24 protein-coding genes are annotated in these 23,977 nt (G+C 73.4%); 12 read left to right on the top strand and 12 right to left on the bottom strand.

What is annotated here, in order from left to right; all coding sequences use genetic code 11:
• Nucleotides 1-5 precede the first annotated feature (5 nt).
• The 3 genes from BN6_RS21060 to BN6_RS21050 are packed head-to-tail and all read right to left on the bottom strand — an operon-like array spanning nt 6 to nt 1,533.
• The gene (locus tag BN6_RS21060) at nt 6-737 is read right to left on the bottom strand and encodes a metallophosphoesterase family protein (RefSeq protein ID WP_015101745.1); all 732 of its coding nucleotides are present in this window, start codon (nt 735-737) and stop codon (nt 6-8) included.
• Nucleotides 734-982: a BON domain-containing protein gene (locus BN6_RS47440; protein WP_015101744.1), complete on the bottom strand. Its 249-nt coding sequence runs from the start codon at nt 980-982 to the stop codon at nt 734-736. Before BN6_RS47440 ends, BN6_RS21060 begins: the two co-directional genes overlap by 4 nt.
• Entirely contained in the window at nt 979-1,533 is a 555-nt protein-coding gene (locus tag BN6_RS21050; RefSeq protein ID WP_015101743.1) for a nucleotidyltransferase family protein, read from the bottom strand. Before BN6_RS21050 ends, BN6_RS47440 begins: the two co-directional genes overlap by 4 nt.
• A gap of 162 nt (nt 1,534-1,695) precedes the next feature.
• Here BN6_RS21050 and BN6_RS42175 point away from each other — a divergent pair, with 162 nt between their 5' ends.
• The gene (locus BN6_RS42175) at nt 1,696-2,202 is read left to right on the top strand and encodes an SPW repeat protein (RefSeq protein WP_015101742.1); all 507 of its coding nucleotides are present in this window, start codon (nt 1,696-1,698) and stop codon (nt 2,200-2,202) included.
• Nucleotides 2,203-2,314: 112 nt separating this feature from the next.
• Here the strand turns inward: BN6_RS42175 and BN6_RS21040 are convergent, their stop codons facing one another.
• Complete coding sequence (locus BN6_RS21040; RefSeq protein WP_041313498.1) at nt 2,315-2,929, bottom strand: flavodoxin family protein; 615 nt, start codon at nt 2,927-2,929, stop codon at nt 2,315-2,317.
• A gap of 852 nt (nt 2,930-3,781) precedes the next feature.
• Between BN6_RS21040 and BN6_RS21035 the strand changes: the two genes are divergently transcribed.
• From BN6_RS21035 to BN6_RS21020, 4 genes are read left to right on the top strand one after another with little or no spacing between them, the layout of a single operon-like run.
• On the top strand, nt 3,782-4,867 hold the full coding sequence (locus BN6_RS21035) for a hypothetical protein (protein ID WP_041317567.1): 1,086 nt from the start codon (nt 3,782-3,784) through the stop codon (nt 4,865-4,867).
• Entirely contained in the window at nt 4,867-6,021 is a 1,155-nt protein-coding gene (locus tag BN6_RS21030; protein WP_015101739.1) for a toxic anion resistance protein, read from the top strand. Before BN6_RS21035 ends, BN6_RS21030 begins: the two co-directional genes overlap by 1 nt.
• Nucleotides 6,018-7,634: a vWA domain-containing protein gene (locus BN6_RS21025; RefSeq protein WP_015101738.1), complete on the top strand. Its 1,617-nt coding sequence runs from the start codon at nt 6,018-6,020 to the stop codon at nt 7,632-7,634. Before BN6_RS21030 ends, BN6_RS21025 begins: the two co-directional genes overlap by 4 nt.
• A complete protein-coding gene (locus tag BN6_RS21020) occupies nt 7,631-8,221 on the top strand; it encodes a hypothetical protein (RefSeq protein WP_015101737.1) in 591 nt (196 codons plus the stop codon). The genes BN6_RS21025 and BN6_RS21020 overlap by 4 nt, the downstream gene beginning before the upstream one ends.
• A 17-nt stretch (nt 8,222-8,238) precedes the next feature.
• On the opposite strand, the gene BN6_RS21015 is transcribed toward BN6_RS21020, so the two are convergent.
• The gene (locus tag BN6_RS21015) at nt 8,239-9,180 is read right to left on the bottom strand and encodes an alpha/beta hydrolase family protein (protein ID WP_197540165.1); all 942 of its coding nucleotides are present in this window, start codon (nt 9,178-9,180) and stop codon (nt 8,239-8,241) included.
• 254 nt (nt 9,181-9,434) lie between these two features.
• On the opposite strand from BN6_RS21015, the gene BN6_RS21010 reads away from it, so the two are divergent.
• Complete coding sequence (locus BN6_RS21010; RefSeq protein ID WP_015101735.1) at nt 9,435-10,628, top strand: esterase-like activity of phytase family protein; 1,194 nt, start codon at nt 9,435-9,437, stop codon at nt 10,626-10,628.
• On the opposite strand, the gene BN6_RS21005 is transcribed toward BN6_RS21010, so the two are convergent.
• Nucleotides 10,579-11,952, bottom strand: a complete 1,374-nt coding sequence (locus BN6_RS21005; RefSeq protein ID WP_148302950.1) for an AlkA N-terminal domain-containing protein — start codon at nt 11,950-11,952, stop codon at nt 10,579-10,581. The genes BN6_RS21010 and BN6_RS21005 overlap by 50 nt on opposite strands.
• A 151-nt stretch (nt 11,953-12,103) precedes the next feature.
• On the opposite strand from BN6_RS21005, the gene BN6_RS21000 reads away from it, so the two are divergent.
• Together BN6_RS21000 and BN6_RS20995 are read left to right on the top strand one after the other, a co-directional pair.
• On the top strand, nt 12,104-12,904 hold the full coding sequence (locus tag BN6_RS21000) for an isocitrate lyase/PEP mutase family protein (protein WP_015101733.1): 801 nt from the start codon (nt 12,104-12,106) through the stop codon (nt 12,902-12,904).
• A 294-nt stretch (nt 12,905-13,198) separates the two neighbouring features.
• Nucleotides 13,199-14,416: an MFS transporter gene (locus BN6_RS20995; RefSeq protein ID WP_015101731.1), complete on the top strand. Its 1,218-nt coding sequence runs from the start codon at nt 13,199-13,201 to the stop codon at nt 14,414-14,416.
• A 7-nt stretch (nt 14,417-14,423) separates the two neighbouring features.
• On the opposite strand, the gene BN6_RS20990 is transcribed toward BN6_RS20995, so the two are convergent.
• Entirely contained in the window at nt 14,424-15,053 is a 630-nt protein-coding gene (locus BN6_RS20990; RefSeq protein WP_148303368.1) for a response regulator, read from the bottom strand.
• Nucleotides 15,044-16,291: a sensor histidine kinase gene (locus BN6_RS20985; RefSeq protein WP_041313494.1), complete on the bottom strand. Its 1,248-nt coding sequence runs from the start codon at nt 16,289-16,291 to the stop codon at nt 15,044-15,046. Before BN6_RS20985 ends, BN6_RS20990 begins: the two co-directional genes overlap by 10 nt.
• A gap of 133 nt (nt 16,292-16,424) precedes the next feature.
• On the opposite strand from BN6_RS20985, the gene BN6_RS20980 reads away from it, so the two are divergent.
• Together BN6_RS20980 and BN6_RS20975 are read left to right on the top strand one after the other, a co-directional pair.
• Nucleotides 16,425-17,225 carry a CPBP family intramembrane glutamic endopeptidase gene (locus BN6_RS20980; RefSeq protein WP_051075666.1) on the top strand — a complete coding sequence of 267 codons (801 nt, stop codon included), beginning with the start codon at nt 16,425-16,427 and terminating at the stop codon, nt 17,223-17,225.
• A 57-nt stretch (nt 17,226-17,282) separates the two neighbouring features.
• Nucleotides 17,283-18,533 (top strand): MFS transporter, encoded by a 1,251-nt coding sequence (locus BN6_RS20975; RefSeq protein WP_015101727.1) that lies wholly within the window; start codon nt 17,283-17,285, stop codon nt 18,531-18,533.
• 20 nt (nt 18,534-18,553) lie between these two features.
• Here the strand turns inward: BN6_RS20975 and BN6_RS20970 are convergent, their stop codons facing one another.
• Nucleotides 18,554-19,936, bottom strand: a complete 1,383-nt coding sequence (locus BN6_RS20970; protein WP_015101726.1) for a KamA family radical SAM protein — start codon at nt 19,934-19,936, stop codon at nt 18,554-18,556.
• Nucleotides 19,937-20,043: 107 nt separating this feature from the next.
• Here BN6_RS20970 and BN6_RS20965 point away from each other — a divergent pair, with 107 nt between their 5' ends.
• Nucleotides 20,044-20,580: an FxsA family protein gene (locus tag BN6_RS20965; RefSeq protein WP_015101725.1), complete on the top strand. Its 537-nt coding sequence runs from the start codon at nt 20,044-20,046 to the stop codon at nt 20,578-20,580.
• Between the two features lie 280 nt (nt 20,581-20,860).
• Here the strand turns inward: BN6_RS20965 and BN6_RS20960 are convergent, their stop codons facing one another.
• Entirely contained in the window at nt 20,861-21,073 is a 213-nt protein-coding gene (locus tag BN6_RS20960; RefSeq protein ID WP_148302949.1) for a hypothetical protein, read from the bottom strand.
• 221 nt (nt 21,074-21,294) lie between these two features.
• Here BN6_RS20960 and BN6_RS20955 point away from each other — a divergent pair, with 221 nt between their 5' ends.
• Entirely contained in the window at nt 21,295-21,597 is a 303-nt protein-coding gene (locus tag BN6_RS20955; RefSeq protein ID WP_015101723.1) for a hypothetical protein, read from the top strand.
• Nucleotides 21,598-21,601: 4 nt separating this feature from the next.
• Here BN6_RS20955 and BN6_RS20950 read toward each other — a convergent pair whose 3' ends face one another.
• On the bottom strand, nt 21,602-22,273 hold the full coding sequence (locus BN6_RS20950) for a response regulator (protein ID WP_015101722.1): 672 nt from the start codon (nt 22,271-22,273) through the stop codon (nt 21,602-21,604).
• The gene (locus BN6_RS20945) at nt 22,270-23,844 is read right to left on the bottom strand and encodes an ATP-binding protein (protein WP_231904715.1); all 1,575 of its coding nucleotides are present in this window, start codon (nt 23,842-23,844) and stop codon (nt 22,270-22,272) included. Before BN6_RS20945 ends, BN6_RS20950 begins: the two co-directional genes overlap by 4 nt.
• Nucleotides 23,845-23,977: the final 133 nt, after the last annotated feature.

Genomic DNA, 23,977 nt, shown 5'->3' with positions numbered 1-23,977 from the left:
CGCCGTCAGACTTTCGCGACGGCCGCGGGTTCGATGCAGTAGACGGTGTACGCGGAGCGGATGATCGGCTGGGCGACGTTGCGCACGCGCACGCCGGCCGGGGTCATGCCGTGCTCGACGCCGAAGTGCGCGTGACCGTGCACGGCCAGGTCGGTGCCGGTCGCGTCGATCGCCTCGCCGAGCAGGTAGGACCCGAGGAACGGGTAGATCTCGGGCGGCTCGCCGCGCAGGGTGTCCGGCACGGGGGAGTAGTGGGTCAGCGCGACCTTCACGTCGGTGTCGAGGCTGCCCAGCGCGCTCTCCAGGCGTTCGGCGATCCCCGCGGTGTGGTTGATGAACGCCTTCATCTCCGGTTCGCCGAACGCGCTGCCGCACTTGCCCGCGAACCCGCCGCCGAACCCCTTCACGCCCGCGACGCCCACCGTGTGCCCGTCGACGTCGAAGGTCGCGGTCTCGCCCTCCAGCACCACCAGCCCCGCGTCCCGCAGCACCTCGGTGAGCTCGGCCGGGTGGTCGTCGTGGTGGTCGTGGTTGCCCAGCACCGCGACGACGGGCACCGGCAGCCCGCCGAACTCGTCGGCCACCACCCGCGCCTCGGCGACCGTGCCGTGCCGGGTCAGGTCACCCGCCAGCAGCAGCACGTCGGCGTGCTCGCCGATCTTCTCCAGCGCCGGCCGCAGCAGACCGCGTGAATCCTCGCCGAGGTGCACGTCCCCGACCGCTCCGACCCGGATCATCGCAGCTCCTCCCGGCCCTCGGGCTCGCCCGCCGGCACCACCCGGACGTCGTCCAGCACCGTCAGCTCCGGTGCCACCTCGCGGATCACCGCCTCCAGCTCCGCGCGCCGCTCGGCGCAGGCCACGTCACCGGACAGCAGCACGTTGTCGCCGCGCACGGTCACCCGCACGCCCAGCTCCGTGGTCCGGGGGTCTTCGGCCAACGCCCGGCGGAGTCGGGCGGACAGGTACTGCTCGGCGGTCATGGCGTGCTCCTGAGGTCGAGTCGTTCGGTCAGCACGAGGAACGCCGCGGCGTAAGGGGAGTGCTCGGTCGCCTCGATCACGCGCGGCCAGTCGATCTGCTCGCGCAGCGCACGGGCGAAGGGCAGCAGTTCGCTGAAGTCGCACCGGTGCCCGTCGAGCACGAGGAGCTTGCTGATCATCACGTCGGTCGCGGGCATCACCGGCAGCGTCGCGGAGCTGACCGGGAGTTCTTCCGCGCGGGCCAGCGTGGCGTCGGTGACGGCCAGTTCGTTGGGGCGGAACAGCAGGTCCACCAACGAATCGCCGTCGTAGACCTTGAGCAGCCAGTCCTCGGGCGCGTCGGCGGCCCGCATCCCGGCCGCCACCAACGCGCTCACCGCGGGTTTGGCGTCTTCTTCGCGCACCAGGATGTCGACGTCGTGCTCGGTCGCCGGACCGCCTCTCGCGTAGACCGCGCATCCGCCCGTCAACGCGAACGGGATCTCTTGGTCGCGCAGTGCTTTGGCCACCTTGACCAACGTGCGCAACAACTCGTCTTGAACGCCGCTCATGGTCCCGGCTACCCCGAGAGGCGGCGCTTCACACCGCGCGCACGCACCCGGCAGGCACGACGGCTCGGCCTCGGCGCGTGTCCGCCGGACGGGCGTCGGCGTGCGGTTCAGGGCCGTACCGGGCGGGAAACCCCGGGGGGACCTGCGCACGGAGGAGGAGTGATGACGGATCTGACACCGGGGCGGGGCCTGCCGATGGAGCGGGACGCCAACGCGCCCGACCCGACACCGATCAGCGCGGCCGGGCACCAGCCGATCGCCCACCCCCAAGGCAAGACTCTGCTGGACGACCCGAAGTCGCCCACCGCCGACAGCCTGTGCAGCGGAGTCGTGTTCGTGGCGGGCGCGTGGCTGGCCATCGCCCCCGTCGCCCTGGACTACGCGCCGGAGGCCAGGGGGTTCGTCGGCTACTGGCACGACATCGTGCTGGGGGCCACCGTCGCGGTCCTGGCCCTGGTCCGGATGGTCGCACCGCGCTACCTGGCCTGGCTGAGCCTGGTGACCGCGGCGGTCGGCATCTGGCTGCTGTTCGCGCCGGTCACCCTGGGCTACGAGACGTGGCCGCGCTCGGCGACGGCCGCGGTGAACGTCGTGGCCGTGGGTGCCGTGATCACCGCGGCGTCGCTGCTCAGCGCTTGGTGGACCTACCGCCGTCGTGAGCGTGCCTAGTGCATTGGTGCGGTCCGGGCGGGCACGAACCCGCCCAGACATCGGGGCCCAACCCGCCGTCTCGGGTCCGTCATCCGCGGTTCGACCGGCCACCAGGCAGACCTGAGACCGGTCAGGAGGAGGCGGGGTACTGGTTGGCGCGCAGCAGGCGGGCCAGGTGGGCCGCGTTGAAGGCCAGGGTCTTGGTGGTGGAGGCGACCGCTTCGGGGGTCGAGTCGAGGTCCTGGTAGTCGACCGAGCCCATCGCCTCGCCGTTCCAGTAGGTGCCGCCCTGCGCCGGCACGGTGTAGCCGACGTCGTTGAGGGCTTGGAACAGGTCGGCGATGATCTTGTGGGCTCCGTCCTCGTTGCCGACCACGGCGGCCACCGCGACCTTGTCGAACAGGTGCGGGCGGCCCTGCTCGTCCTGTTCGGACAGCTCGGCGTCGAGCCGTTCGAGGACGCGCTGCGCGATGCTGGACATGTGGCCCATCCAGGTCGGGGTGGCGATGATCAGGATGTCCGCCTTCAGCACCCGTTCACGCAGGTCGGGCCACTCGTCGCCGTCGCCCGCGTCCGTCTCGACGCTGGGTTTGACGTCGTGGTCCACCACCCGCACGATCTCGCCCGCCACGTCGTGGGTGGCCAGTTCGTCGAGGACCTGCTGGGCGAGGAGTTGGCTGCTGGACTTGGCGGGCGAGGGCTTGAGGCTGCACACCAGGGCCAGCGCGCGAAGGGAGTCGCTCATGGTCTTGTCAGTACCCACCGACGTCCACCCCAACCACGCCCGCCGCCGGTGCCACCCGTGCGGGTAACCCGACGGCCGCCCACGCTGCCGGGCCGGGTCAGAGCGGCCGGATGATGCCCGTCGCGACCAGGTCGTCGTAGTTCTCGGCGGTGGTGGGCCAGGTCGATGCCCAGTTGGACCGACCACTCGTCGGCGAGGTCGGCCCCGGCGTGCAGGGTGGCCGAGTCGAAGCCGGCCCGGGTGCCGACGTAGCCGTAGTAGATGTTGGATCACGCGTCGAGCCGGATCTCGGCCCCTCGGTCTTGACCAGGTGGTACCAGTCGTGGACGGCCTGGGTCTGGTCCGCCAGGGCGGAGAATGGGTTCCCGTCCTCCGCCGGCAGGTCGCGGATCCGGCAGCGTCGGTGATCCGCTTGCGCCCGTACATGGCGACGACGTCGGCGAAGCGCTGTAGCTGCAAGGCACTGACCCGGGCGACCTCGGTCTGCTGGGACTCTCGGTGACGCGCGTGGCGAAGGTCGTGCCTGCGTCGTCGCGCCAGGCGTGGCGGATGTCGGCGGGTTCGACCTTGACCGGCGTGAACGATCCGCTGCACGGCGTCGGTGTCCATGTCGGCTGACGCGGGGCCTCCCTTCCTCGGCGTCGACGCTGCCGGGGAGCCGGGGGCGGGGGAGGGGCGGCGACCGGTTCCGCCAATCGGAGTCACGGTGTGCGACCGAATCGGCACCGCCGAGTGAATCGACGTCTGTTGTTCATCGAGCGTTCACGGTGTGCTGTCCCGATGGCGCGTCAAACGACCGGAGCGAAGTGGATGATCACACCCGGATGGGGGACGAGGGGGCAGGTGAACGTCGTGAAGCGCCAGGTGTCCGTCGGCTTGGCGGTGGTGTTGGTTCTCGCCGTCGTGGCCGTGATCGTGTGGGGCCGGGAGGACGACGGCGCGACCGCCGGCGACCTGACCACCGTCCGGGGCGTGATCGGGTCGGAGAAGCAGGCGTTCTTCACCGATCAGCGGGTGGTCGACGCGTTCGCCCGGCACGGCCTGAGGATCGAGGTCGACACCGCCGGGTCCCGCCAGCTCGCCACCACCGTCGACCTGGGCAAGTACGAGTTCGCGTTCCCGTCCTCCTCGCCCGCCGCGCAGAAGATCCAGCGCGACCGCAAGGTGACCGCGGTCCACACGCCGTTCCAGTCGCCGATGGCCGTCGCCACGTTCGAGCCGATCGTCGGGCTGCTCACCGCCGCCGGCGTGGTGCGCAAGGGCGCGGGCGACTACCAGGTCCTCGACGTCCCCCGGTACCTGGAGCTGGCCAAGGCCGGCACCCGCTGGGACCAGCTGCCCGGCAACACCGCCTACCCGGCCCGCAAGAACGTCCTGGTCACCACGACCGACCCGCGCGAGTCGAACTCCGCCGCGATGTACCTGGCGATCGCGTCGTTCGTGGCCAACGGCAACGCCGTGGTGAGCAGCCCCGAGCAGGAGGCCAAGGTGCTGCCGGACGTGGCCAGGCTGTTCCTGGACCAGGGGTACACGCAGAACAGCACCGAAGGCCCGTTCGAGGACTACCTGTCCGCCGGCATGGGCAAGACCCCGCTGGCCCTGATCTACGAGTCGCAGTTCCTGGGCCGCCAGGTGCGCGGTGACGGCTCGATCCGGCCGGACATGCGGATGCTCTACCCCGCGCCGACCGTCTACTCCAAGCACACGCTGGTCCCGTTGTCGGGCAACGGCGACCGCGTCGGGCAGTTGCTGTCCACCGACCCCGGACTGGGCCGGCTGGCCGCGTCGCACGGCTTCCGCACCACCGACCCGAAGCTGTTCGCCGAGGCCGTGGCGCAGGCCGGGGCGTCGGCCCCGGCCGATCTGGTGGACACCGTCGAGCCGCCGTCGTTCGAGACCTTGGAACGGCTGCTCGACGAGGTGAAGAAGCGCTACTGATGGACGAGTTCACCCTGACCCCGCCGGAGCCGGTGGCGGCGATCCCGGTCGAGCGCGCGGCGGGCCTGATCGCCCTCGACCAGGCCGCCCGTGACGACATCGCGCGCCGCGCCGACGAGTTCGCGACCCGGTTGCAGCGCCTCGACGTGCGGTCGCCGGAGTTCACCGAGGCGCTCGACGAGCTGCTCGCGGTCGGCGAGGCCGACATGCGGGCGGCGGCCGGCGTGGCCGGCGCGATGCTGGACCGCTCGGTGCGGGCGCTGCGCGACACCGCCTCGCCGCAGGAGCACGTGACCACCAGCCTGTCCGGGCTGCGCCGCACGGTCGCCGAGCTCGACCCGGCCAAGCTGCCGCTCACCGGCCGCAAGCTGCTCGGGATGTTCCCGGCCGCCAACGCCGCCAAGAAGGCCCTCGACCGCTACCGCGCCGCGAACGAGCCGGTGAACGCGCTCGTCGTGGACCTGCGGCAGCGCCAAGACGTGCTGCGCCGGGACAACGCCGCCATCAAGGGCGAGCGGGAGCGGCTGTGGCGCACGATGGGCCGGCTCACCGAGGCCGCCGCGTTCGCCGAAGCCGTCGACGGCGCGGTGGACCGCCAGGCAGGCGTGTTCGACCTGACCGACCCGCTGCGGGCGCGGGCGTTGCGCGCCGACGCGCAGTACCCGATCCGGCAGCGCCACCAGGACCTGCTGACCCAGCTCGCCGTCAGCGCGCAGGGCTACCTGGCGCTGGACCTGGTGCGCCGCAACAACGACGAGCTGATCCGGGGCGTGGAACGGGCGGTGTCCACGACGGTCGCCGCGCTGCGGGTCGCGCTGCTGGTCAGCGGCGCGCTGGCCAGCCAGCGCGACGTGCTGGACGAGGTCGCCGCGCTCCAGGCCACCACCGACGGCCTGATCCGGGCCAACTCCGAGCTGCTCGACCTGCAGAGCGCCGAGATCCGCCGGGCGAGCGCGGACCCGGCGGTGGCCGTGGTGACGATCCGGGCGTCGTTCGAGCGGATCTACGCCGCGATCGACGCCGTCGACGGCTTCCGGGCCGACGCCGTGCGCACCATGTCGGCCACCGTCGAGTCGCTGTCCGGCGAGATCCGCCGCGCCGAAGAACACCTGCGCCGGTCGCACGACGCGACCACCGCCGAGGGGGACCGATGAGAAAAGCTCTCGCGCTCGGGCTGGCGGCGCTGCTGCTGGCCGGGTGCTCCGACGACGCGGACCCGGCGCAGCCGGCCGGTCCGCCCGAGCCGGGCGTGCTGCGGGTGCTCGCGGGCAGCGAGCTGGCCGACCTCCAGCCGGTGCTGGAGGAGGCCGCCAAGGCGACCGGGGTGACGGTGAAGTTCAGCTTCGCGGGCACGCTGGAGGGCGCGGAGCAGCTCGCGAACGGCTCGGTGGACGGCAAGTACGACGCGGTGTGGTTCTCCTCCAACCGGTACCTGTCGGGCATCCCGGACGCCGCCAAGCGGCTGGGCAACCAGGTCAAGATCATGAACTCGCCGGTCGTGCTGGGCCTGGCCACCTCCGCCGCGCAGCGCCTGGGGTGGGCCGACCGGCAGGTCGGCTGGGGCGAGATCGCCGCCGAGGCCGGGCGCAAGGCGTTCAGCTACGGCATGACCGACCCGTCGGCGTCGAACTCCGGGTTCTCCGCGCTGGTCGGGGTGGCGTCGGCGCTCGCGGGCGCGGGCAACGCGGTGGACGCGGCGCAGATCGCCGCGGTGACACCGAAGCTGACCGAGTTCTTCAGCGCCCAAGCCCTCTCGGCGGGCTCGTCGGGCTGGCTGTCGGAGGCCTACCAGCGCCGGGCGGCGGGCCAGGACGCCGGACAGAAGATCGACGGCCTGATCAACTACGAGTCGGTGCTGCTGTCGATGAACAACGCCGGGAACCTCCCCGAGCCGCTCACCCTGGTCTACCCGAGCGACGGCGTGATCACCGCCGACTACCCGCTCACCCTGCTGACCGCCGCGAACGACGACGCGCGGCAGGCCCACCAGAAGCTCTCCGACCACCTGCGCACGCCCGACGCGCAGCGCCGGATCATGGAGACCACCCAGCGCCGCCCGGTCGTGCCGGGCGTCGGACTCGGCAGCCAGTTCGCCCGCAAGGACCTGGTGGAGCTGCCCTTCCCGGCCACCCAGGACGCGGTGGAAGCGCTGCTGTCGGCCTACTTCAACAAGATCCGGCGGCCCTCGCGCACGCTGTACGTGGTGGACACGTCGGGCTCGATGGAAGGCGACCGGATCGACGCGCTGCGCTCCGCCCTGGTCGGCCTGACCGGCGCGGACGGCACGCTGACCGGCCGGTTCCGCGGCTTCCGCAACCGGGAGGAGGTGACCATCCTGCCGTTCAGCACCGCGCCGCTGCCACCGCGCGTGTTCACCGTGCCCGAGCAGCACCCGGAGGTCACCCTCGCCGAGATCAAGGACTTCGCGCAGTCGCTGGACGCCAACGGCGGCACCGCGATCTACGACAGCCTGTCGCGGGCCTACCAGGTGCTGGAGCCGGTGGTCGCGGCCGACCCGGACCGGTTCAACTCGATCGTGCTGATGACCGACGGCGAGAACGCCAACGGCTCGGACTTCGCCGCGTTCCGGCGGAACTTCCCCGACGTGCCGGATGCGGTGCGGTCGGTGCCGGTGTTCACCGTGCTGTTCGGCGAGGGCAGCAGCGACGAGCTGTCGCAGGTGGCGACGATGACCGGCGGCAAGGTCTTCGACGCCCGCAAGGCCGAGCTGTCCGAGGTGTTCCAGGAGATCCGCGGGTACCAATGACGCGCTACCTGGGCTCGACCAAGAACCTCGTCGGCTGCGTCGGCGGGCTGGTCGGCGTCGTCCTGCACCTGACCGGCGTGGTCGGCCCGTGGTGGCCGCTGGTCGTGGCCGCCCTGTACGCGGCGGGCGCGCTGGTCGCGCCGCCGGAGAAGGTCCGGCTGGTGCCGGTCGACGCGGCGACCGAGGCCGGGCAGGTCCGGGAGGGGCTGGCCACCCTGGTGGGTGAGGTGGCCGGGCAGGCGTCCCGGATGCCCGAGTCCACCGTGGACGCGGTGCGCCGGATCGCCGACGTGCTGGGCGACATGCTGTCCCGGCCCGCGCGGCTGGCCGCCAACCCGGACCTGCGGCACACGCTGGTGCGGTTGGCGCGCACCGACCTGCCGCTGTCGGTGCAGACCTACCTGAACCTGCCGTGGTGGTTCGCGGTGAAGCGGCGGACCGGCGGCGAGCCGAGCGCGGGGGAGGAGCTGGTCACCCAGCTCGGCCTGCTGGAGCGGCAGGCCCACCAGCTGGCCGAGCGGTTCTACGCGGGCGACGTGAACCAGCAGGCCGACCACACCCGCTACCTGCGCGACCAGGGCGAGTGACGCGGCAGCTCACGGGTTCAAGCGGCCTGCTCGTCGGTACGAGCGGTGATCCAGCGGGTCAGGGCACCGAGGTAGCCGGGGGCCAGGCGGGTGCCGCCGTCGGTCTGGACGCGGTGGTCGGCACCGGGGAACACCTCGACGGTCAGCGTCGCCCGGGGGTCGCGCCGGGGGTCGCAGGCGGCGGTGGTGAACAGGTGGACGCTGTCGGCGACCGGGACCACGTGGTCGGCCGCTCCGAAGATCACCAGGTGCGGGCAGCGCAGCAGCAGCGCGTCCGGGATCGGGTCGTGGTCCTGCTTGCGCTTGAGGAACCGCCAGAGGCGCTCGTCCACCTCGGCGGCGTGCTCGGAGAACGCCGTGGGCGGGGACTGGGCGATCCGGGCCGCCTCGGCGAAGTCGGCGTCACGTCGCCCGGCCTCGACGACCCGGTCGTAGCCGGCCAGCGCGGCGTCCACCTCGTCGTCGGTGATCCCCTCGGTCCGCCGCAGGGCGTTGGCCAGGTCGTAGCGGTCCTGGACGGCCGGTGTCGTGCCGGGTCCGCCGTTGGTGACCACCCACGGCACGTCGTCGCGCAGCGCGGTGGCGCGCAGGACGACCCAGCCGCCTTCGCTGTGCCCGAACAGCCCGGCGGCCTCGCCGCGCACTTCCGGCCGCGCGCGCAGGAAGTCCAGCGCGGCGGCCGCGTCGGAGGCCAGGTCGTCGATCGTCGCGTCGAGCCAGTCGCCGGACGACCCGCCGACGCCGCGCTTGTCGTAGGACAGCACGGCGATCCCGGCGTCGACCAGGTGGCGTCGGATGGGCGGGAAGTGCGTGTCGTTGTCCCGGTCGGACGGCCCCGACCCGCCGACCATGACCACGCCCGGCACCGGCGCGCCGCCCTCGGGCAGGCTTAGCGAACCGGCCAGCACCACCCCGGCGTTGGTGAAGGTGACGTTCTCCGACAAGGCTTCCCCTGACAAGACTCCCCCTGACAAGACTCCCCCTGGCCCGACGACGACCACCGGCGCAGCGCCGGCGGTGGCGTCGCGAGGTGCCGGACCGGTCCGCCACCTCGCACAACGCCCAGTGTCCGGTGCCGGTCAACCGGGATACCGGGCGTGGCCTTCGTTCGGGCGCGCGCGGGCCGCGTCCACTCCGCGTTCACCTCGCCCGCCTAGCGTTCCGTCCCGCCGCGCGTGCCGCAGGGCCGCGCCACGGGGAGATCGGAACACCCATGAGGAGACCTCTCGTCGTCGGACTGTCCGTGCTCGCACTGGTCGCGGTGGCGGTGCCCGGCGAAGCCTCGCCGACCGACCGCCGGGGCGATTTCGGGCCGGCGACGCTGACCCGCTTCGCGTCCCTGCCCGCCGAAACCTACCTGCCCGCCAGTGAACCGTCCGGTGCCGCGTTGGGCACCGCCCCGGTCAACGGGATCACGCCGCCGTTCGCCGACCAGCCCGTGCAGGGCTTCAGCGCCGTGCTGCGCAACGGCGACGGCAGCTACGACGTGCTGTCGGACAACGGCTACGGCAGCAAGGCCAACAGCGCCGACTTCGCCCTGCGGGTGCACCGCATCAGGCCGGACTTCGGCACCGGCCGGGTCGACGTGGTCGGCGGCGTCACCCTCACCGACCCGAACGGCCACGTCCCGTTCCCGCTGACCCGCCTCGACCGGGTGCTCACCGGCGCGGACTTCGACGTGGAGTCGATGGTCCGGCTCGCCGACGGCTCGTTCTGGACCGGCGACGAGTTCGGCCCGTACCTGCTGCACTTCGACCGCGCCGGCCGGTTGCTCTCGCCGCCGGTGCCGACGCCCGGCGTGTTCGCGCCCGGCAACCCGGCGGGCGCCCCGAACATCGGCGGTAGCAAGGGTTTCGAGGGTCTCGCGCTCTCGCCCGACCGCCGCACCCTCAACGCCCTGCTGGAGGGCACGGTCGCCGGTGACGAGCCGGGCACGCTGCGCCTGTACGAGTTCGACCTGGCCGCGGGCCGGTTCACCGACACCCGGTGGGCGTACGCGATGGACTCGACCGAGCACGCCATCGGCGAGGCCGTCGCGGTGGACCGCAACCGCCTGCTGGTGATCGAGCGGGACGCGAACGCGGGCGTCGACGCGAAGGTGAAGAAGGTCTACCTGGCCGACAAGCGCGACCGGGACCGCGACGGCAAGCTCGACAAGACGCTCGTCGCCGACCTGCTCAACCTGGCCAACCCGCGCCACCTGGCCGGTTTCGGCAGCCCGTTCCGCTTCCCGTTCCCGACCGTCGAGAGCGTGCTGGTGCTCGACGACCAGACGTTGGCCGTGCTGAACGACAACAACTTCCCGTTCTCCGCCAGCCGGGTCGCGGGGAAGGCGGACGACAACGAGTTCATCACCGTCAAGCTCGCCGAACGCCTGCACGCCGACCCCCGCGTCCTCGGTCGCTAGCCCGACCGGCGGGTCCGGCCCGGACCGGCTGGGGCTGTCCGGCGGCGATCAGGTGGACGGCGGCGAGTGCCCGCCACGGTCGCCAGTCCTGCGCCGAGCGCGCGTCCACGCGGGGACCGGCTCGGCGCAGGGCGCCGGCGGGCAGCGCGTCGCGGTCGCCCAGCCGCAGCGCGATCCACGCCGCCTGGTCGGGGGTCACGCCAGGCACGGTGGACAGGTCGTCCTGCCCGTCGAGCAGCAGTTCACCCGACTCCACCCGCCCGGCCAGCTCCCGCACCACGGCGGGCACGTCGCCGTCAGAGAGCGCATCGCCGCCGGCGAGCACTTCGGCGGCCCGGAACAGGTGGGTCAGCCCGTACCCGAGTCCGGCCACCGGCTGCCCGTACCGCCGCACGATCCGGCCCACGGCGTCCGGCGCGACCATCGCGACCGCCAGTTCGAACGGCCCCCACGCGCCCGGCACCCGCACTCCGGGGCGGGCCGCCACCAGCGGCCCGAGCACCGGGTCGGCGGACAGCGCCTCGACCGCCGGTGCCACGTCGGTGTCGGCCCCGACCATCCGCGAGACCCGCTCCACGACGTGGATCACGCCCTCCCAGTACGGCAGGTGCGCCCGCAGCAACAAATGGTCCTCACCGCCCGCCCGCACCTCCAGCACCCCCGGATCGCCGTCGAGGACGACCGTCCGCCGGTACACGCCGTCCCGCACGGACTCCACCCCTGGCACGGCGCGCGCGGCCAGCAACGCCGCCATGGCGTCCCAGTCGTAGGGGGCCGGGAACGGCAGCCGCACGGTCAGCCCGCCGTCCGCCGCGAGCCGGTCGGTCTTGCGCCGCCGGTGCCGCAGTTGCGACGGCGACGCCCGGAACACCTCGGCCATCGTCCGGTTGAACTGGCGCAGGCTGCCGAACCCGGACGAGAACGCGATGTCGGTGACGGTCAGGTCCGAGTCGTCCAGCAGCCGCCGGGCGAAGTGCGCGCGCCGCGACCGGGCGAACTGGTCCGGGGTCGTCCCGAGGTGGTCGTGGAACAACCGCCGCAGGTGCCGGGCCGACAACGCCAGCCGGCCCGCCAGCTCCGCCTCCGACCCGGTGTCCAGCGCGCCGGCGATGATCTGCTGCACCGCCCGGCAGACCAGCGCGGGCGCGTCCGCCGCGATCGGACCGGCCACCCGGTAGGGCCGGCAGCGCAGGCACGCCCGGAAGCCCGCCGCCTCGGCCGCCGCCGGCAGCGCGAACGTGCGGACGTTCTCCGCCCTCGGTGCCGCGCCGCAGCCGGGCCGGCAGTAGATCCCGGTCGTCACCACCGCCGAATACGTTGTCACCACCCAGGTCTAGCCGATCGCCCGGTCCGCCGCCGGCCGGATCACCGACACCGCCGACGGTGATGTCCGAATCCGGCCAGACGGCCCGCCGCCGGATCCGCCAGGCTGGTGCGCGACAGCCACACCCCGAACCACCACCGGAGCGAATCTGATGTCCCAGCAGGACAACGCCACGGCCTTCCACGCGCTGCACACCGGCCCCGTCCTGGTCCTGCCGAACGCGTGGGACGCCGCGTCGGCGCGGCTGGTCGAGGACGCGGGGGCCCGCGCGGTCGCCACCACCAGCGCCGGCCTCTCGTGGAGCCTGGGCAAGCCGGACGGCGGCCGGCTGGACCGGGCCACCGCGCTGGCCGCGCTGTCCCGGATCACCGCCGCGGTCGACGTCCCGGTCACCGCCGACATCGAGGGCGGCTACGGCGAGGACCTGGCGGAGACCGTCGCGCGGGTACTGGCGACCGGTGTGGTCGGGATCAACATCGAGGACAGCGCGGACGCCCGCCTGCTGGACGCCGAGGTCCACGCGGAGCGGATCGCGACGATCCGCCGGGCCGCGCGGGACGCGGGCGTCGACCTGTTCGTCAACGCCCGCGTCGACGTGTACTTCTTCGGCGACGCGTCGGTCGCGGACACCCTGCGCCGCGCGGAGGCGTACCTGGCGGCGGGCGCGAACGGCGTGTTCGTGCCGGGTGTCGCCGACCCGGAGACGATCGCGGAGCTGGCCAAGAACCTCGACGCGCCGCTCAACGTCCTGGCGGGCGGGGGGTCGCCGACCGTCGCGGAGCTGGCGTCGCTGGGCGTGGCCCGGGTCAGCGTCGGCCAGGGCCTCGCCGCGGCCGCGTACTCCGCGGCGCACCGCTCGGCCGTCGAGCTGCTCACCGAGGGCACCTACACGGTCGGCGGCGAGATCGACTACGGCCGCCTCAACGGCCTGCTGTCCGGCCGCGACGCGTAGCCGACGCGCTGGTCCGCCCACACCGGGCGGACCGAGGCTCAGCCGGTGTACTCGGCCTCGCACACGATCGGCCCGACGATGTGGGCGTCGAACTCATCCAGGTCCTCGGCCGGGATCCAGTACTCCAGCACGTCCTTCCCACCGGCCCACCGGCCCGGTGACCGGCGCGACCGCCTGACCGGCGGAACGGAAATGCGGTTGTGCGCGCCCACGCGAGCCCCGGATCATTCAGCGGTCCTCCCGTCCGGGCGCGCCGGCCCGGTCACCGGCCGATCGGAAGGGCTTCCCCTCGCCATGTCCTTTGCCGCTCCGGAGGACGTGATCGCGCGTGGGGCGCGGCGGAGGTTCGTCGCCTCGACGGTGATCGACGCCGTCGGCAGCGGGCTGTGGGTGCCCTTCGCCCTGCTGTTCCTCGTGCACGGGCGCGGCCTGGGGCTGGTCGAGGCGGGCGCGGCGCTCACGGCGGGCGGGTTCGCCGGGTTGGCGTCGGTGCCGTTCGTCGGCGCGGCGGCCGACCGGCTGGGGTTCGCGCGGGTGCTGGTGGCGGGCAACGTGCTCCGGTTCGGCTGCTTCCTGTGCTACCCCTTCGTGTCCGGCGGGTGGCAGGTGGTCGTGCTCGCGGCCGCCGTCAGCGTCGGCGACCGGCTGTTCTGGACCGCCAACGCCCCGATGGTGACCGCCCTGACCAACGGCCGTGACGTGGAGAAGGTGCTGGGCACGCAGACCGTCGCGCGGTTCGCCGGAGCGGGGATCGGCGCGGCCTGCGCGGCGGTGCTGCCCGGCGTCGCGGGTGCCGCCCTGTACGACGTGCTGGCGTGGGCGAACGCCGCCAGCTTCGCCGTCGCGGCCCTGCTGCTGCTCGGGTTGCCGAACGTCATCGGGCCACCGAGTTCGACCGTGCCGGTGAAGGCGGGGTGGCGGGAGTTGGCGCGGGAGCGCCCGTACGTGGCGTTCTGCGCGACGCACGTGCTGTTCGCGCTGGCGAGCGTCGCCAAGTTCACGGTGCTGCCGCTGGTCGTGTTCGACGTGCTGCACGGTCCACAGTGGATCCCGGGAGCCGCGGTCGTGGTCGGCACGGTGGTGATCGTGGTGGGGCAACGGCCGATCACGGCGTTCGTCGCCCGGTGGAGCCGCGCTAGGGCGTTGGTGTTCGGCGGGGTGCTGTTCGCGGTGTCGTTCGCCGCGCTGGCCCCGCTGACCGCGCTGCCGGCCCCGGCGGCGGTGGTCGTCATCCTCGGGTTCAGCGTCCTGGTGTCGGTGGCGGAGGCGGTCTTCGCACCGACCGCCACGGCCGCGGCCGCCGCAGCGGCCCCACCGCACCTGGCGGGCCGGGCGAGCGGGCTGTTCCAGTTGTCGTGGGGTGTCGCGCAGGTCGCCGCGCCGGTGCTGATGGCCGGTCTGCTCAGCGCGGGCAACGCCGTGCTGTGGTCGGTCCTGGCGGTGGCGTGCGCGGCGACCGTGCCGGCGGTGCTGCGGCTGCGCTCGACGTTGCCCGCCGGGGTGTTGGGCTGACGGCCGCTCAGCCGCGCAGGTGGGCCAGCACCGCCAGGACGCGCCGGTTGGTGTCGTCGTCGGGCGGCAGGTCGAGCTTGGCCAGGATGTTGCCGACGTGCTTGACCACCGCCCCGTCGCTGACCACGAGCCGGCGCGCGATCGCGGCGTTGGAGCTGCCCTCGGCGATCAGCGCCAGCACCTCCCGCTCGCGCGGGGACAGCCGGGTCAGCGGGCTGCGGGCGAGCAGCTGCCGCACCACGTCGGGGTCGACCACGGTCGCGCCGGCGGCGACCCGGCGCAGCACGCCGACGAACTCCTCGACGTCGGCCACCCGGTCCTTGAGCAGGTAGCCGACCCCGCCGGGGGTGTCGATCAGCTCGACGGCGTACCCGCGCTCGACGTACTGGCTCAGCGCGACGACCGGCAGCCCCGGGCGCTCCCGGCGCAGCGCGACCGCCGCGCGCAGCCCTTCGTCGCCGAACCCCGGCGGCATCCGGATGTCGGTCACCACGAGGTCCGGTCGCTCGCGCCGCACCGCCGCCACCAACGCCTCGGCGTCGCCCACCGCCGCCACGACCGGCAGGCCGAACCGGTCGAGCAGGCCCGCCAGCCCTTCGCGCAGCAGGACCCCGTCCTCGGCGAGCACTACTCGGATCGGTGACAAGGCAGCTCCACGCGCAGCAGGGTCGGTCCGCCGACCGGGCTCGACAGCGCCATCCTGCCGTCCACCACCGCGACCCGGTCGGCCAGCCCGGCCAAGCCGCCGCCCGGCACCGCCCCGCCGCGGCCGTCGTCGGCCACCTCGACCACCAGCGAGCCGTCCCGCTCGGCCGCGGTGACCGTCGCCGAGTCCGCGCCGCTGTGCCGGGCCACGTTGGTCAGCGCCTCGGCGACCACGAAGTACGCGGTCGACTCCAGGTGCGAGGGCAGCCGGCGCACGTCGGCGGTGACCGCGACCGGGACGGGGCTGCGGCCCGCGAGGTCCTCCAGCGCGGCCACCAGGCCCCGGTCGGCGAGCACCTTCGGGTGGATGCCGCGCACCAGCTCGCGCAGGTCGGCCATCAACTGCTTGGCCTGCTCGTGGGCGGCGACCACGTTGCGGTGGGCGGGGGAGTCCTCGGGCACGTCCAGCCGCGCCATCCCCAGCCGCAGGGTGAGGCTGACCAGCTTCTCCTGCGCCCCGTCGTGCAGGTCCCGCTCGATCCGCCGGCGCTCGGCGTCGAACGAGTCGACCAGCCTCGCCCGCGACCGGGTCACCTCGACCAGTTCCAGGTCGCCGAGCAGCAGCGATCGCGCGACGGCCGCGTGCCCCGCGGCGAGCAGCCCGGCGGCGTAAGGCACGAACGGCAGCAGCACCAGCCCGATCGCCGCGTACCCGAGCGCGTCCTCCACGGTCACGATCGGCGTGAACCCCAGCGCGATCGGCCCGTTGGTCATCTCCAGCACCAGCGGCGCGGACAGGAACACCAGCGGCAGGCCCGCGAGCAGGAACGCGCCCCCGTAGACCACGGTGCCGACGGTGACCAGCAGGGCGGTGTAGCCGACCTCCAGCCAGGTGGCCGGGTCCCGGTAGCCGCGCGGCGACGGGCGGTCGCGGGTGTCCGGGTCGACCAGCCGCAGCCGCCGCCGCTCGACCCGCGCCAGCGGCCGGGCCACCCACGGCAGGCCCAGGAACAGCACCACCAGTCCCACGACGAACAGCGCCGCACGGGAGCTGCCCGACATGCCGGGCGAGAACGTGGCCATCACCGGCGCGCTGAGCGCCCCGACCGGCACGGCCGCGACGATCACCAGCAGCGGTGTGCCCAGCACGTACGCGAACGCCCGCCACGGCCACCGCCCGAGCAGGAAGCGGCGGTGCCGCAAGGCATTCCCCAGGTTCTTGTCGCTCACCCGGGCAACGGTAGGCAACGGCACGGCCGTTGTCCGCCGGCCTGCGTGGAGTCTTGGAGGTGGACCTACCCCCACCTCAAGACACCCGCCACGCGTAGTGCCACGCCCCGGTCCCCGCTGATCTTGTGGTGGCATGACGATCACCCAGGCCGGGACCCGAGGTGTCCCGGCGTTCTTGCTGATCTCCTTCGGCTTCGCGTGGGCCGGCATGGCCGGCGCGTGGCTGTTGGGCTTCTCCCTGACCAACCCGTTGGTGCAGCTGCCCTTCGGGTTCGCGCCGGCGCTCGCGGCGTTCGTGGTGCGCCGCTGGGTCACCCGCGAGGGGTTCGCCGACGCGGGCCTGGCGCTGCGGCTGAGGCAGGCGTGGCGGCACTACCTGGCGGCGTGGCTGGGCCCGTTCGCGCTGGTGGTCGTGATGCTGGCGACGGCGGCGGCGTGCGGGCTGTGGCAACCGGCGTGGCCGACCGCCGGCGAGTGGGCGTTCGTCGGCGTGCTGGTGCTCATCGTCCCGCTGCTGACGCCGGTCTACTGGGGCGAGGAGTTCGGCTGGACCAGCTACCTGCGGCTGCGCCTGGTGCCGGACCGCCCGGTGGCCGCGACCCTGGCCACCGGCCTGATCTGGGCGGTGTGGCACTACCCGCTGGCGTTCTTCGGGTACATCGAGTTCGGCAACGTCGTGGTGGGCCTGGCGGTGTGGACGGTGTCGTTCCTGTGCCAGGAGGTGATCCTGGGGTGGCTGCGGATCAGCAGCGGCACGGTGTGGCCGGCGAGCCTGGCGCACGCGGGCAACAACATGGTGCTGGCGCTGCTCACCGGCGCGGTGCTGGGGGAGCACCTGGACGCCACCACGACCACGGTGGTGATGACCGTGCCGCTCGCGCTGGCGGCCGGCTGGATCGTGCTCACCGGCCGGCTGCACGACCGGGTCGGTTGACACCGGCCGGCCTACGCCGGGAGCATCGCGAACCTCGGACGGACCGGGGGGTCTGGCGTGCTGGACGCGTTACGGGTCAAGGACTTCCGGCTGCTCTGGTTCGGCCGCGCGGCCAGTCAGCTCGGCACGTGGCTGCTGGTGGTGGCCGTCCCGGCGCACGTGCTGGAGCTGACCGGGTCGGTGGTGGCGGCCGGCCTCACGCTGGCCGCCGAGTTCCTCGCGCCGCTGGTGCTCGGCCCGGTCGCCGGGGTGGTGGTCGACCGGTGGGACCGCCGCCGGGTGATGGTCTGCGCCGACCTGCTGCGCGCGGTGGCGATCGCGGCGCTGCTGTTCGCGGACGGGCCGGGCGAGGTCTGGCTGGTGTACCTGGCGCTGGTGGTGGAGAGCGTCGGTTCGGTGGCGTTCCGGCCCGCCGCCCAGGCGCACACCCCGGCCGTCGTCGGCACCGGCACGCTGCTGGCCGGCGCGAACGCCGTGAACGCGGCCACCGACGGCACGGTCCGGCTGGTCGGCGCGCCGCTGGGCGGGGTGCTGCTGGCGCTGGCCGGGTTCGCCCCGCTGGTGTGGCTGGACGTGGTCAGCTACCTGGTCTCGGCCGCCGCGATCGTCGCCACCTCCCGCCGGGGCGCGCCCGGCCGGTCCGGCGGCGGCCTGGCGGATCTGCGGGAGGGCTGGGCGTTCCTCCGCCGCACCCCGATCCCCCGGGCGTTGTTGCTGGTCAACACGGTGTTCCTGGGCGCGAACGCGACGTTGAGCAGCCTGGTCGTGCCGTTCGGCGTGCAGGTGCTCGGCGGTACCGGCGAGACCGGCGTGGTGCTGTCCGGGCTGGGCGTGGGCTTCCTGCTCGGCGCGCCGGCGACCCGGCTGCTCACCGACCGCCTGCACCCGGCGCACCTGCTCGCCGGCGCGCTCGCGGTGACGGCGGCCGGGTTCGGCCTGCTGTTCTCCGCCACCTCGGTGCCCTACGCCGTCGCGGCGGCGGTCGTGGTCGGGCTGGCCGGGTCGACGACCCTGGTCGGGACGCAGACCGTCCTGCAACGGGCCACGCCGAACGCGATCCTCGGCCGGGTCGGCGCGGCGCTGTTCATGGGGGAGGCGGCGGCGTCCTTCGCGGGCGCGCTGGCCGGTCCGGCGCTGCTGGGCATCTCGTGGTCGGCGGCGGTCTGGACGGCGTGCGGCGTGACGCTGCTGTGCGCGGCGCTCGCGCTGGTCATGCTGCGCAAAGCCGGCAGAACGACTCCACCGACCGACACGCCCACGCCCCGACCCGGGCAGCAGAGTGCTCCCGGGCCGTCGGCGACCGGGTGACCCTGGGCCTACTCCTGGGTCTACTCCTGGGCGGCCCACCAGCGGCGGCCCGCTTCGCCGAGCGTGGCGATCGGGTCGTAGTAGGGGTAGCGCCGGTCCAGCGCGTCGGCGTCCTCCAGCTCGATCCCGGTCCGGTAGTTCTTGGTCCAGTACGAGATGCCGCGCTCGCGGTCGTAGTCGGCGAGCTGGTGCACCCACCGCTTGCCGACGTACGGCACGTCGCACACGATCCGCGGCGTCGCGTAGCCCGGCAGGTAGCCCATGATCGCGTGCTGGAGCTCCTGCGCCTCCCACACCGCGACCCGCCAGTGCTCGGCGTTGGGGATCATGTCGCACATGTAGAAGTAGTACGGGAGGATGTTCGCCTCGCCCTGCAACGCGAAGCACAGGTCCAGCAGGTCGTCCGCGGTGGCGTTGACGCCCTTCATCAGCACGCCCTGGTTGCGCACGTCCCGGACGCCGACCTCCAGCGCGGTCCGCGCCGCCTCGGCGACCAACGGGGTCACCGACTGCGCGTGGTTGACGTGGGTGTGGATGGCCAGGTTGACGCCGCGCCGGGCGGCGGTGCGGGCGACCCGCTCCAGACCCTCGACCACCTTGGGCTGAAGCCAGTGCTGGGGCAGCCCGGCCAGCGCCTTGGTGGCCAGCCGCACGTCCCGCACGGTGTCGATGTCGAGCAGCCGCATCAGGAACGACTCCAGCTGCGGCCACGGCACGTTGGCCACGTCGCCGCCGGAGACGACCACGTCCCGCACGCCCGGTGTGCGCTTGAGGTAGTCGATCATCTGCTCCTGCCGGTCCACCGGCTTGAGCAGCAGTTTGTGCTTCTGCACCTGCGGGGTGGAGTTGCCGACCAGGTCCATCCGGGTGCAGTGGCCGCAGTACTGGGGGCAGGTCGACACCAGTTCGGCGAGCACCTTGGTGGGGTAGCGGTGGGTCAGGCCCTCGACCACCCACATCTCGGCCTCGTGCAGCGAGTCCCGCGCGGAGTGCGGGTGGTTGGGCCACTCCGGGTCGCGGTCGGAGCGGACCGGGATCATGTAGCGCCGGATCGGGTCGGCGAAGAACGCGTCGGTGAAGTCGGCCGGCGCGGCGTCCGGTGCCATGGTGTTGACCATCTGCGGCGGCACCAGCATCGACATGGTGGCCAGGTCCGACTGGTCGGCCGCCAGCTCCTCGTAGAACCGCTCGGCGAGCAGGTCGCCCAGGAGCGCGCGCAGCTGCTTGACGTTCTTCACGCAGTTGGCGCGCTGCCACTGGGCGTCTCGCCACTGGGCGTCGGTCACGTCCCGCCACCCCGGGAACCGCCGCCAGTCGGGCTCGACGAGCTCCCGCCGAGCGTAGGTGTACGGCTGGAGGTCAGGCCGGTGCAGCGCGGGCACGACGTCGTGTAGCGCAGTCATCCATGCTCCCTACCCGAGTAGTGGCGTGAAGATATGCTGCCAGATGCCGTGATCGCCGTAAATATTTCGGCAGGGAGTGTTTTGGCCAGTTCGTTCGTTGAGGGGGTATGCGCGTGTTCGCCGTAGTGCTCATCGGTCTGGCCGTCGAGATCACCGCCCTCGTGGCGGCCTTCGGGGCGTGGGGGTTCCTGCCCACCCTCGGGCTGCTCGTCCTGGGCGGGGTGGTCGGCTCGGTGCTGATGCGCCGGGAAGGCGCGCGGACGATGGCCGCGTTCTCCGAGGCGCTGCGCAACCGCCGCCGGCCGCACCAGGAGATCGCCGACGGCGTGCTCATCGCCGCGGCCGGCTTCCTGATCCTGGTGCCCGGCTTCCTCAGCGACGTCCTGGGCCTGTTCCTGCTGTTCCCGCCCACCCGGCGGCTGATCAGCAAGCGCATCGCCCGGCGGGCCGAGCAGCGCGAGCGCGAGATGGTGCTGAACCTGCGCTACGGCCGCCCGCCGACCGCCGGCGGCGTGGTGATCGACGGTGACGTGGTCACCGGCCCGGTCGGGGGCTCGACGGTCGACGGAGTCGTGGTGGACGGCGCGGTGGTCGACCTCCGGCCCGACGCCGTGCGCCCGGCACCCCGCACCGAACTGCCCTGAGCCCCCTGACCCCCTGAACCGTCCTGGACCAGGACCTCGCCGACCAGTTCCGTCACCTCCCGCAGCACGGCACCCCGCCGGTACTCGGCGGGGCCGACCGCCCGGTCCGCGAGCCGCCCGATCTCCGTGACGCACGTCGTGAGCAGCGCGTGCTCCTCCTCGCCGAACCGTCCGTTCACGCAGGCCCGCACGCACCGCCGAACGGCCAGGTCCAGCGGGTCGGCGTCGACCGCCACGCGCGTCCCAGAGCCGCAGCCGATAGCGCGTGCCCGCGGCCGGATCACCGCGCCCGCAGGTCTTCGAGCACCGCCGGTGCCCGCAGCAGTGCCCGCTCGTCGCGGTGGAACGGCCCGGCCTCCAGTTCGAGGAAGGCGAGCGTGCCGTGGTGGCCGAACGGCCCGTGCACGACCACGCACGAGCGCAGCGCCGACACCCGGTGACGCAGCGGCAGTCCCGGGTCGCGCACCCGGCGGGCGTGGGCGGCGAAGCTCACGACCGCCAGTCTCGCCCCACCCCGCGCCGGCCGCGCCATCCGGGTAACGGGCTGTGGCAGCTCCGGTCACCTGGTGGGAGTGGGCCGTTCACCTGCGCGGATGGTTGCCGCGTCGCACTCTGCGGCCGGCCGCGGGCGGTGGTGTGTTCGAAGGGCCGGGACGGTGTTCCGGCGGGTCCCGACCCGGTTCGGGGCCCACCTCACGAACCCAGGAGTGATCCATGTCGAACTTGACCCGACGCCTCACCGCCGGCCTGCTGGCCGCCGGAGCGTTGACCGCCACCCTCGGCGCGCTGCCCGCGCTCGCCGCCGCTGAGCCGGGGCTCTACGAGCCGACCTTCCAGTGCCAGCGGATCCAGGACCGCGGCGACGAGTTGACCGCGTACGGCTGTCGTCCGCAACCGAACGGGCCGATCGGGGAGCCGTTCTACGTCCAGGGCCCTTACCGCACCTTCCTGTGCCAGCACGGCCACCCGGGCGGCCAGGGCGTGATCGTCGGGTACGACTGCGAGCGGACGGGCTGACCTGTCAGGTGAGCCGGTAGCCGTGGGAGGGGCGGTTGGCCATGCCGTAGCGCGGCTGGACTTCCGCCTTTCCCACCGTGACCAGGTGTTCGAGGTACCGGCGCGCGCTGACCCGGGACATCCCGGCGCGTTCGCCGACCTCCTGGGCCGACAGGTCGCCGGCGCAGTCGCGCAGCGCGTCGGTCACCAGCCGCAGCGTCACCGCCGACAGGCCCTTGGGTAGGGCGACCGACCGGGGCCGGTGCTGGAGCAGCCGGTCGACCTCGTCCTGGTCGAGCCACTGGCCCAGCCGCTGGACCTCGGTCCGCCGCGCCAGGTACTGCCGCATCCGGTCCTGGAACGCGGTCCGGGTGAACGGTTTGACCAGGTAGTGGTCGACGCCCCGGGACATCGCCTGGCGCACGGTCTCGCGCTCGCGCGCCGCCGTCACCGCGATCACGTCCACCGGCGGCCCGCTGCGCCCGCGCAGCCGGGCCAGCACCTCCAGCCCGGAGAGGTCGGGCAGGTGGATGTCGAGCAGCACCAGGTCCGGCCGCAGCGCCTCGACCGCGCGCAGCGCCTCGCCGCCACCGTGCGCCTCGCCGACCACGCTGAACTCCGGCAGGGCTTCCAGGAACCCCCGGTGGACGGCCGCGACCGCGAAATCGTCGTCCACGACCAGGGTGCGCACGCTCATCGGACACCCGCTTCCGGCAGCCACACGTCGAACGACGCCCCGCCCAGCTCCGAGTCGGAGATCTCCACCCGCCCGCTGCGCCGGGTCACCACCCGGGACACCAGCGCCAACCCGATCCCGCGCCCGTGCGCGCCGCCGGGTGCCTTGGAGCTCACGCCGAGGGTGAAGATCCGCCCGCGCTGCGACTCGGCGACGCCCGGCCCGTCGTCGTCCACGACCACCCGCACCCCGTCCTCCGACGCCCGCACCAGCACCCGGACCGTGCCGCCGGTGTCCACGGCGTCCACCGCGTTGTCGACCAGGTTGCCCAGCACGGTCAGCGCGTCGTCGCCGGTCCGGGTGTCGACCGCCGAGGTCGGGTCCAGCCGCAGCGCCACGCCGCGCTCGTGCGCGGTGGACGACTTGGCCAGCAGCAGGGCCGCCAGCGCCGGGTCGGCCACCGCCCCCTCGATGATGTCCGAGGTCACCGAGCCCGCGCCGCCGACCCGTTCGATGTAGGCCACGGCGTCCGCGCGCCGGTCCAGCTCGACCAGCCCGCCGATGACGTGCAGGTGGTTGGAGAACTCGTGCGCCTGCGCGCGCAGGACCTCGGTCACCGTCCGCTGCCCGTCGAGCTGGCGCAGCGCGTCGTGCAGCTCGGTCCGGTCGCGCAGGGTCAGCACGACGCCGACCGGCCGGCCGTGGGTCTTGGCGGTCATCCGGTTCGCGACCAGCACCCGTTCGCCGGCCAGCACCAGCCGGTCGGCCACGTCGTCGCGGCCGCGCGCCAGGTCGAGCAGGCCGCCGTCCTCCAGCACCTCGGCGGCGGGCCGCCCGGTGGGGTCGGCGCGGAGCCCGAGCAGCCGCATCGCCTCGTCGTTGACCAGGTCGAGCCGCTCCCGCTCGTCCACCGCGACCACGCCCTCGCGGATGCCGTGCAGCATCGCGTCGCGGGTCTCCAGCAGTTGCGCGATCTCGGCCGGTTCGAGCTTGAACGTCCGCCGCCGCACCGCCTGGGTGACCAGCGCCGCGCCCAGCACGCCGATCAGCGCCGCCCCGGCCAGCCAGCCGATCAGCTCGGGCAGGTCCTCGGCCAGGTCGGCGGACAGCTCGCTCTCCAGGATGCCCACCGACGCCATGCCGATGATCTCCCCGTCGTCGGCCCGGACCGGCACCTTCGCCCGCAGCGACGTGCCCAGCGTGCCGGTCTCGGTGCCCACGAACACCGTGCCCGACAGCGCCGAGCCCGGGTCGGTGGAGACGCGTTCCCCTATGCGGTCGGGGTCCGGGTGGGCGTAGCGGACGCCGTGGCGGTCGGTGACCACGACGTAGGTGACGCTGGACGCCTGGCGGATCAGCTCGGCCAGCGGCTGGATCGTCGCGGCCGGGTCCGGCTCGTCGAACGCCTGCACCACGGTCGGCAGCCGGGCCACGCTCTCCGCGACCGACAGCATCCGGTCCTTGTAGGACTCCCGGATCCGGTCGCTCTGCAGCTTCGCCGCGAGCAGCCCGGCGGCACAGGTGGTCGCCAGCACGATGACCACCTGCAAGACCAGCAGGAACACCCCCAACGGGACGGAACGGCGACGCATGGGTCGCATTCTGACCTATCGCGTGTGAGCCGGGCCACGACCTAAACGACCAATACAACCCTTACGACCGATGCCTTACCGCACCCGCTCCGCGCTCCTACCGTTCCCGCCCATCCGGGGCGACGAAGCCCTG

The organism is Saccharothrix espanaensis DSM 44229, from assembly GCF_000328705.1.
GTDB lineage: Bacteria > Actinomycetota > Actinomycetes > Mycobacteriales > Pseudonocardiaceae > Actinosynnema > Actinosynnema espanaense.
The sequence above is the reverse complement of the archived record's forward strand: the minus strand, read 5'-3'. Positions and strand labels throughout refer to the sequence as shown.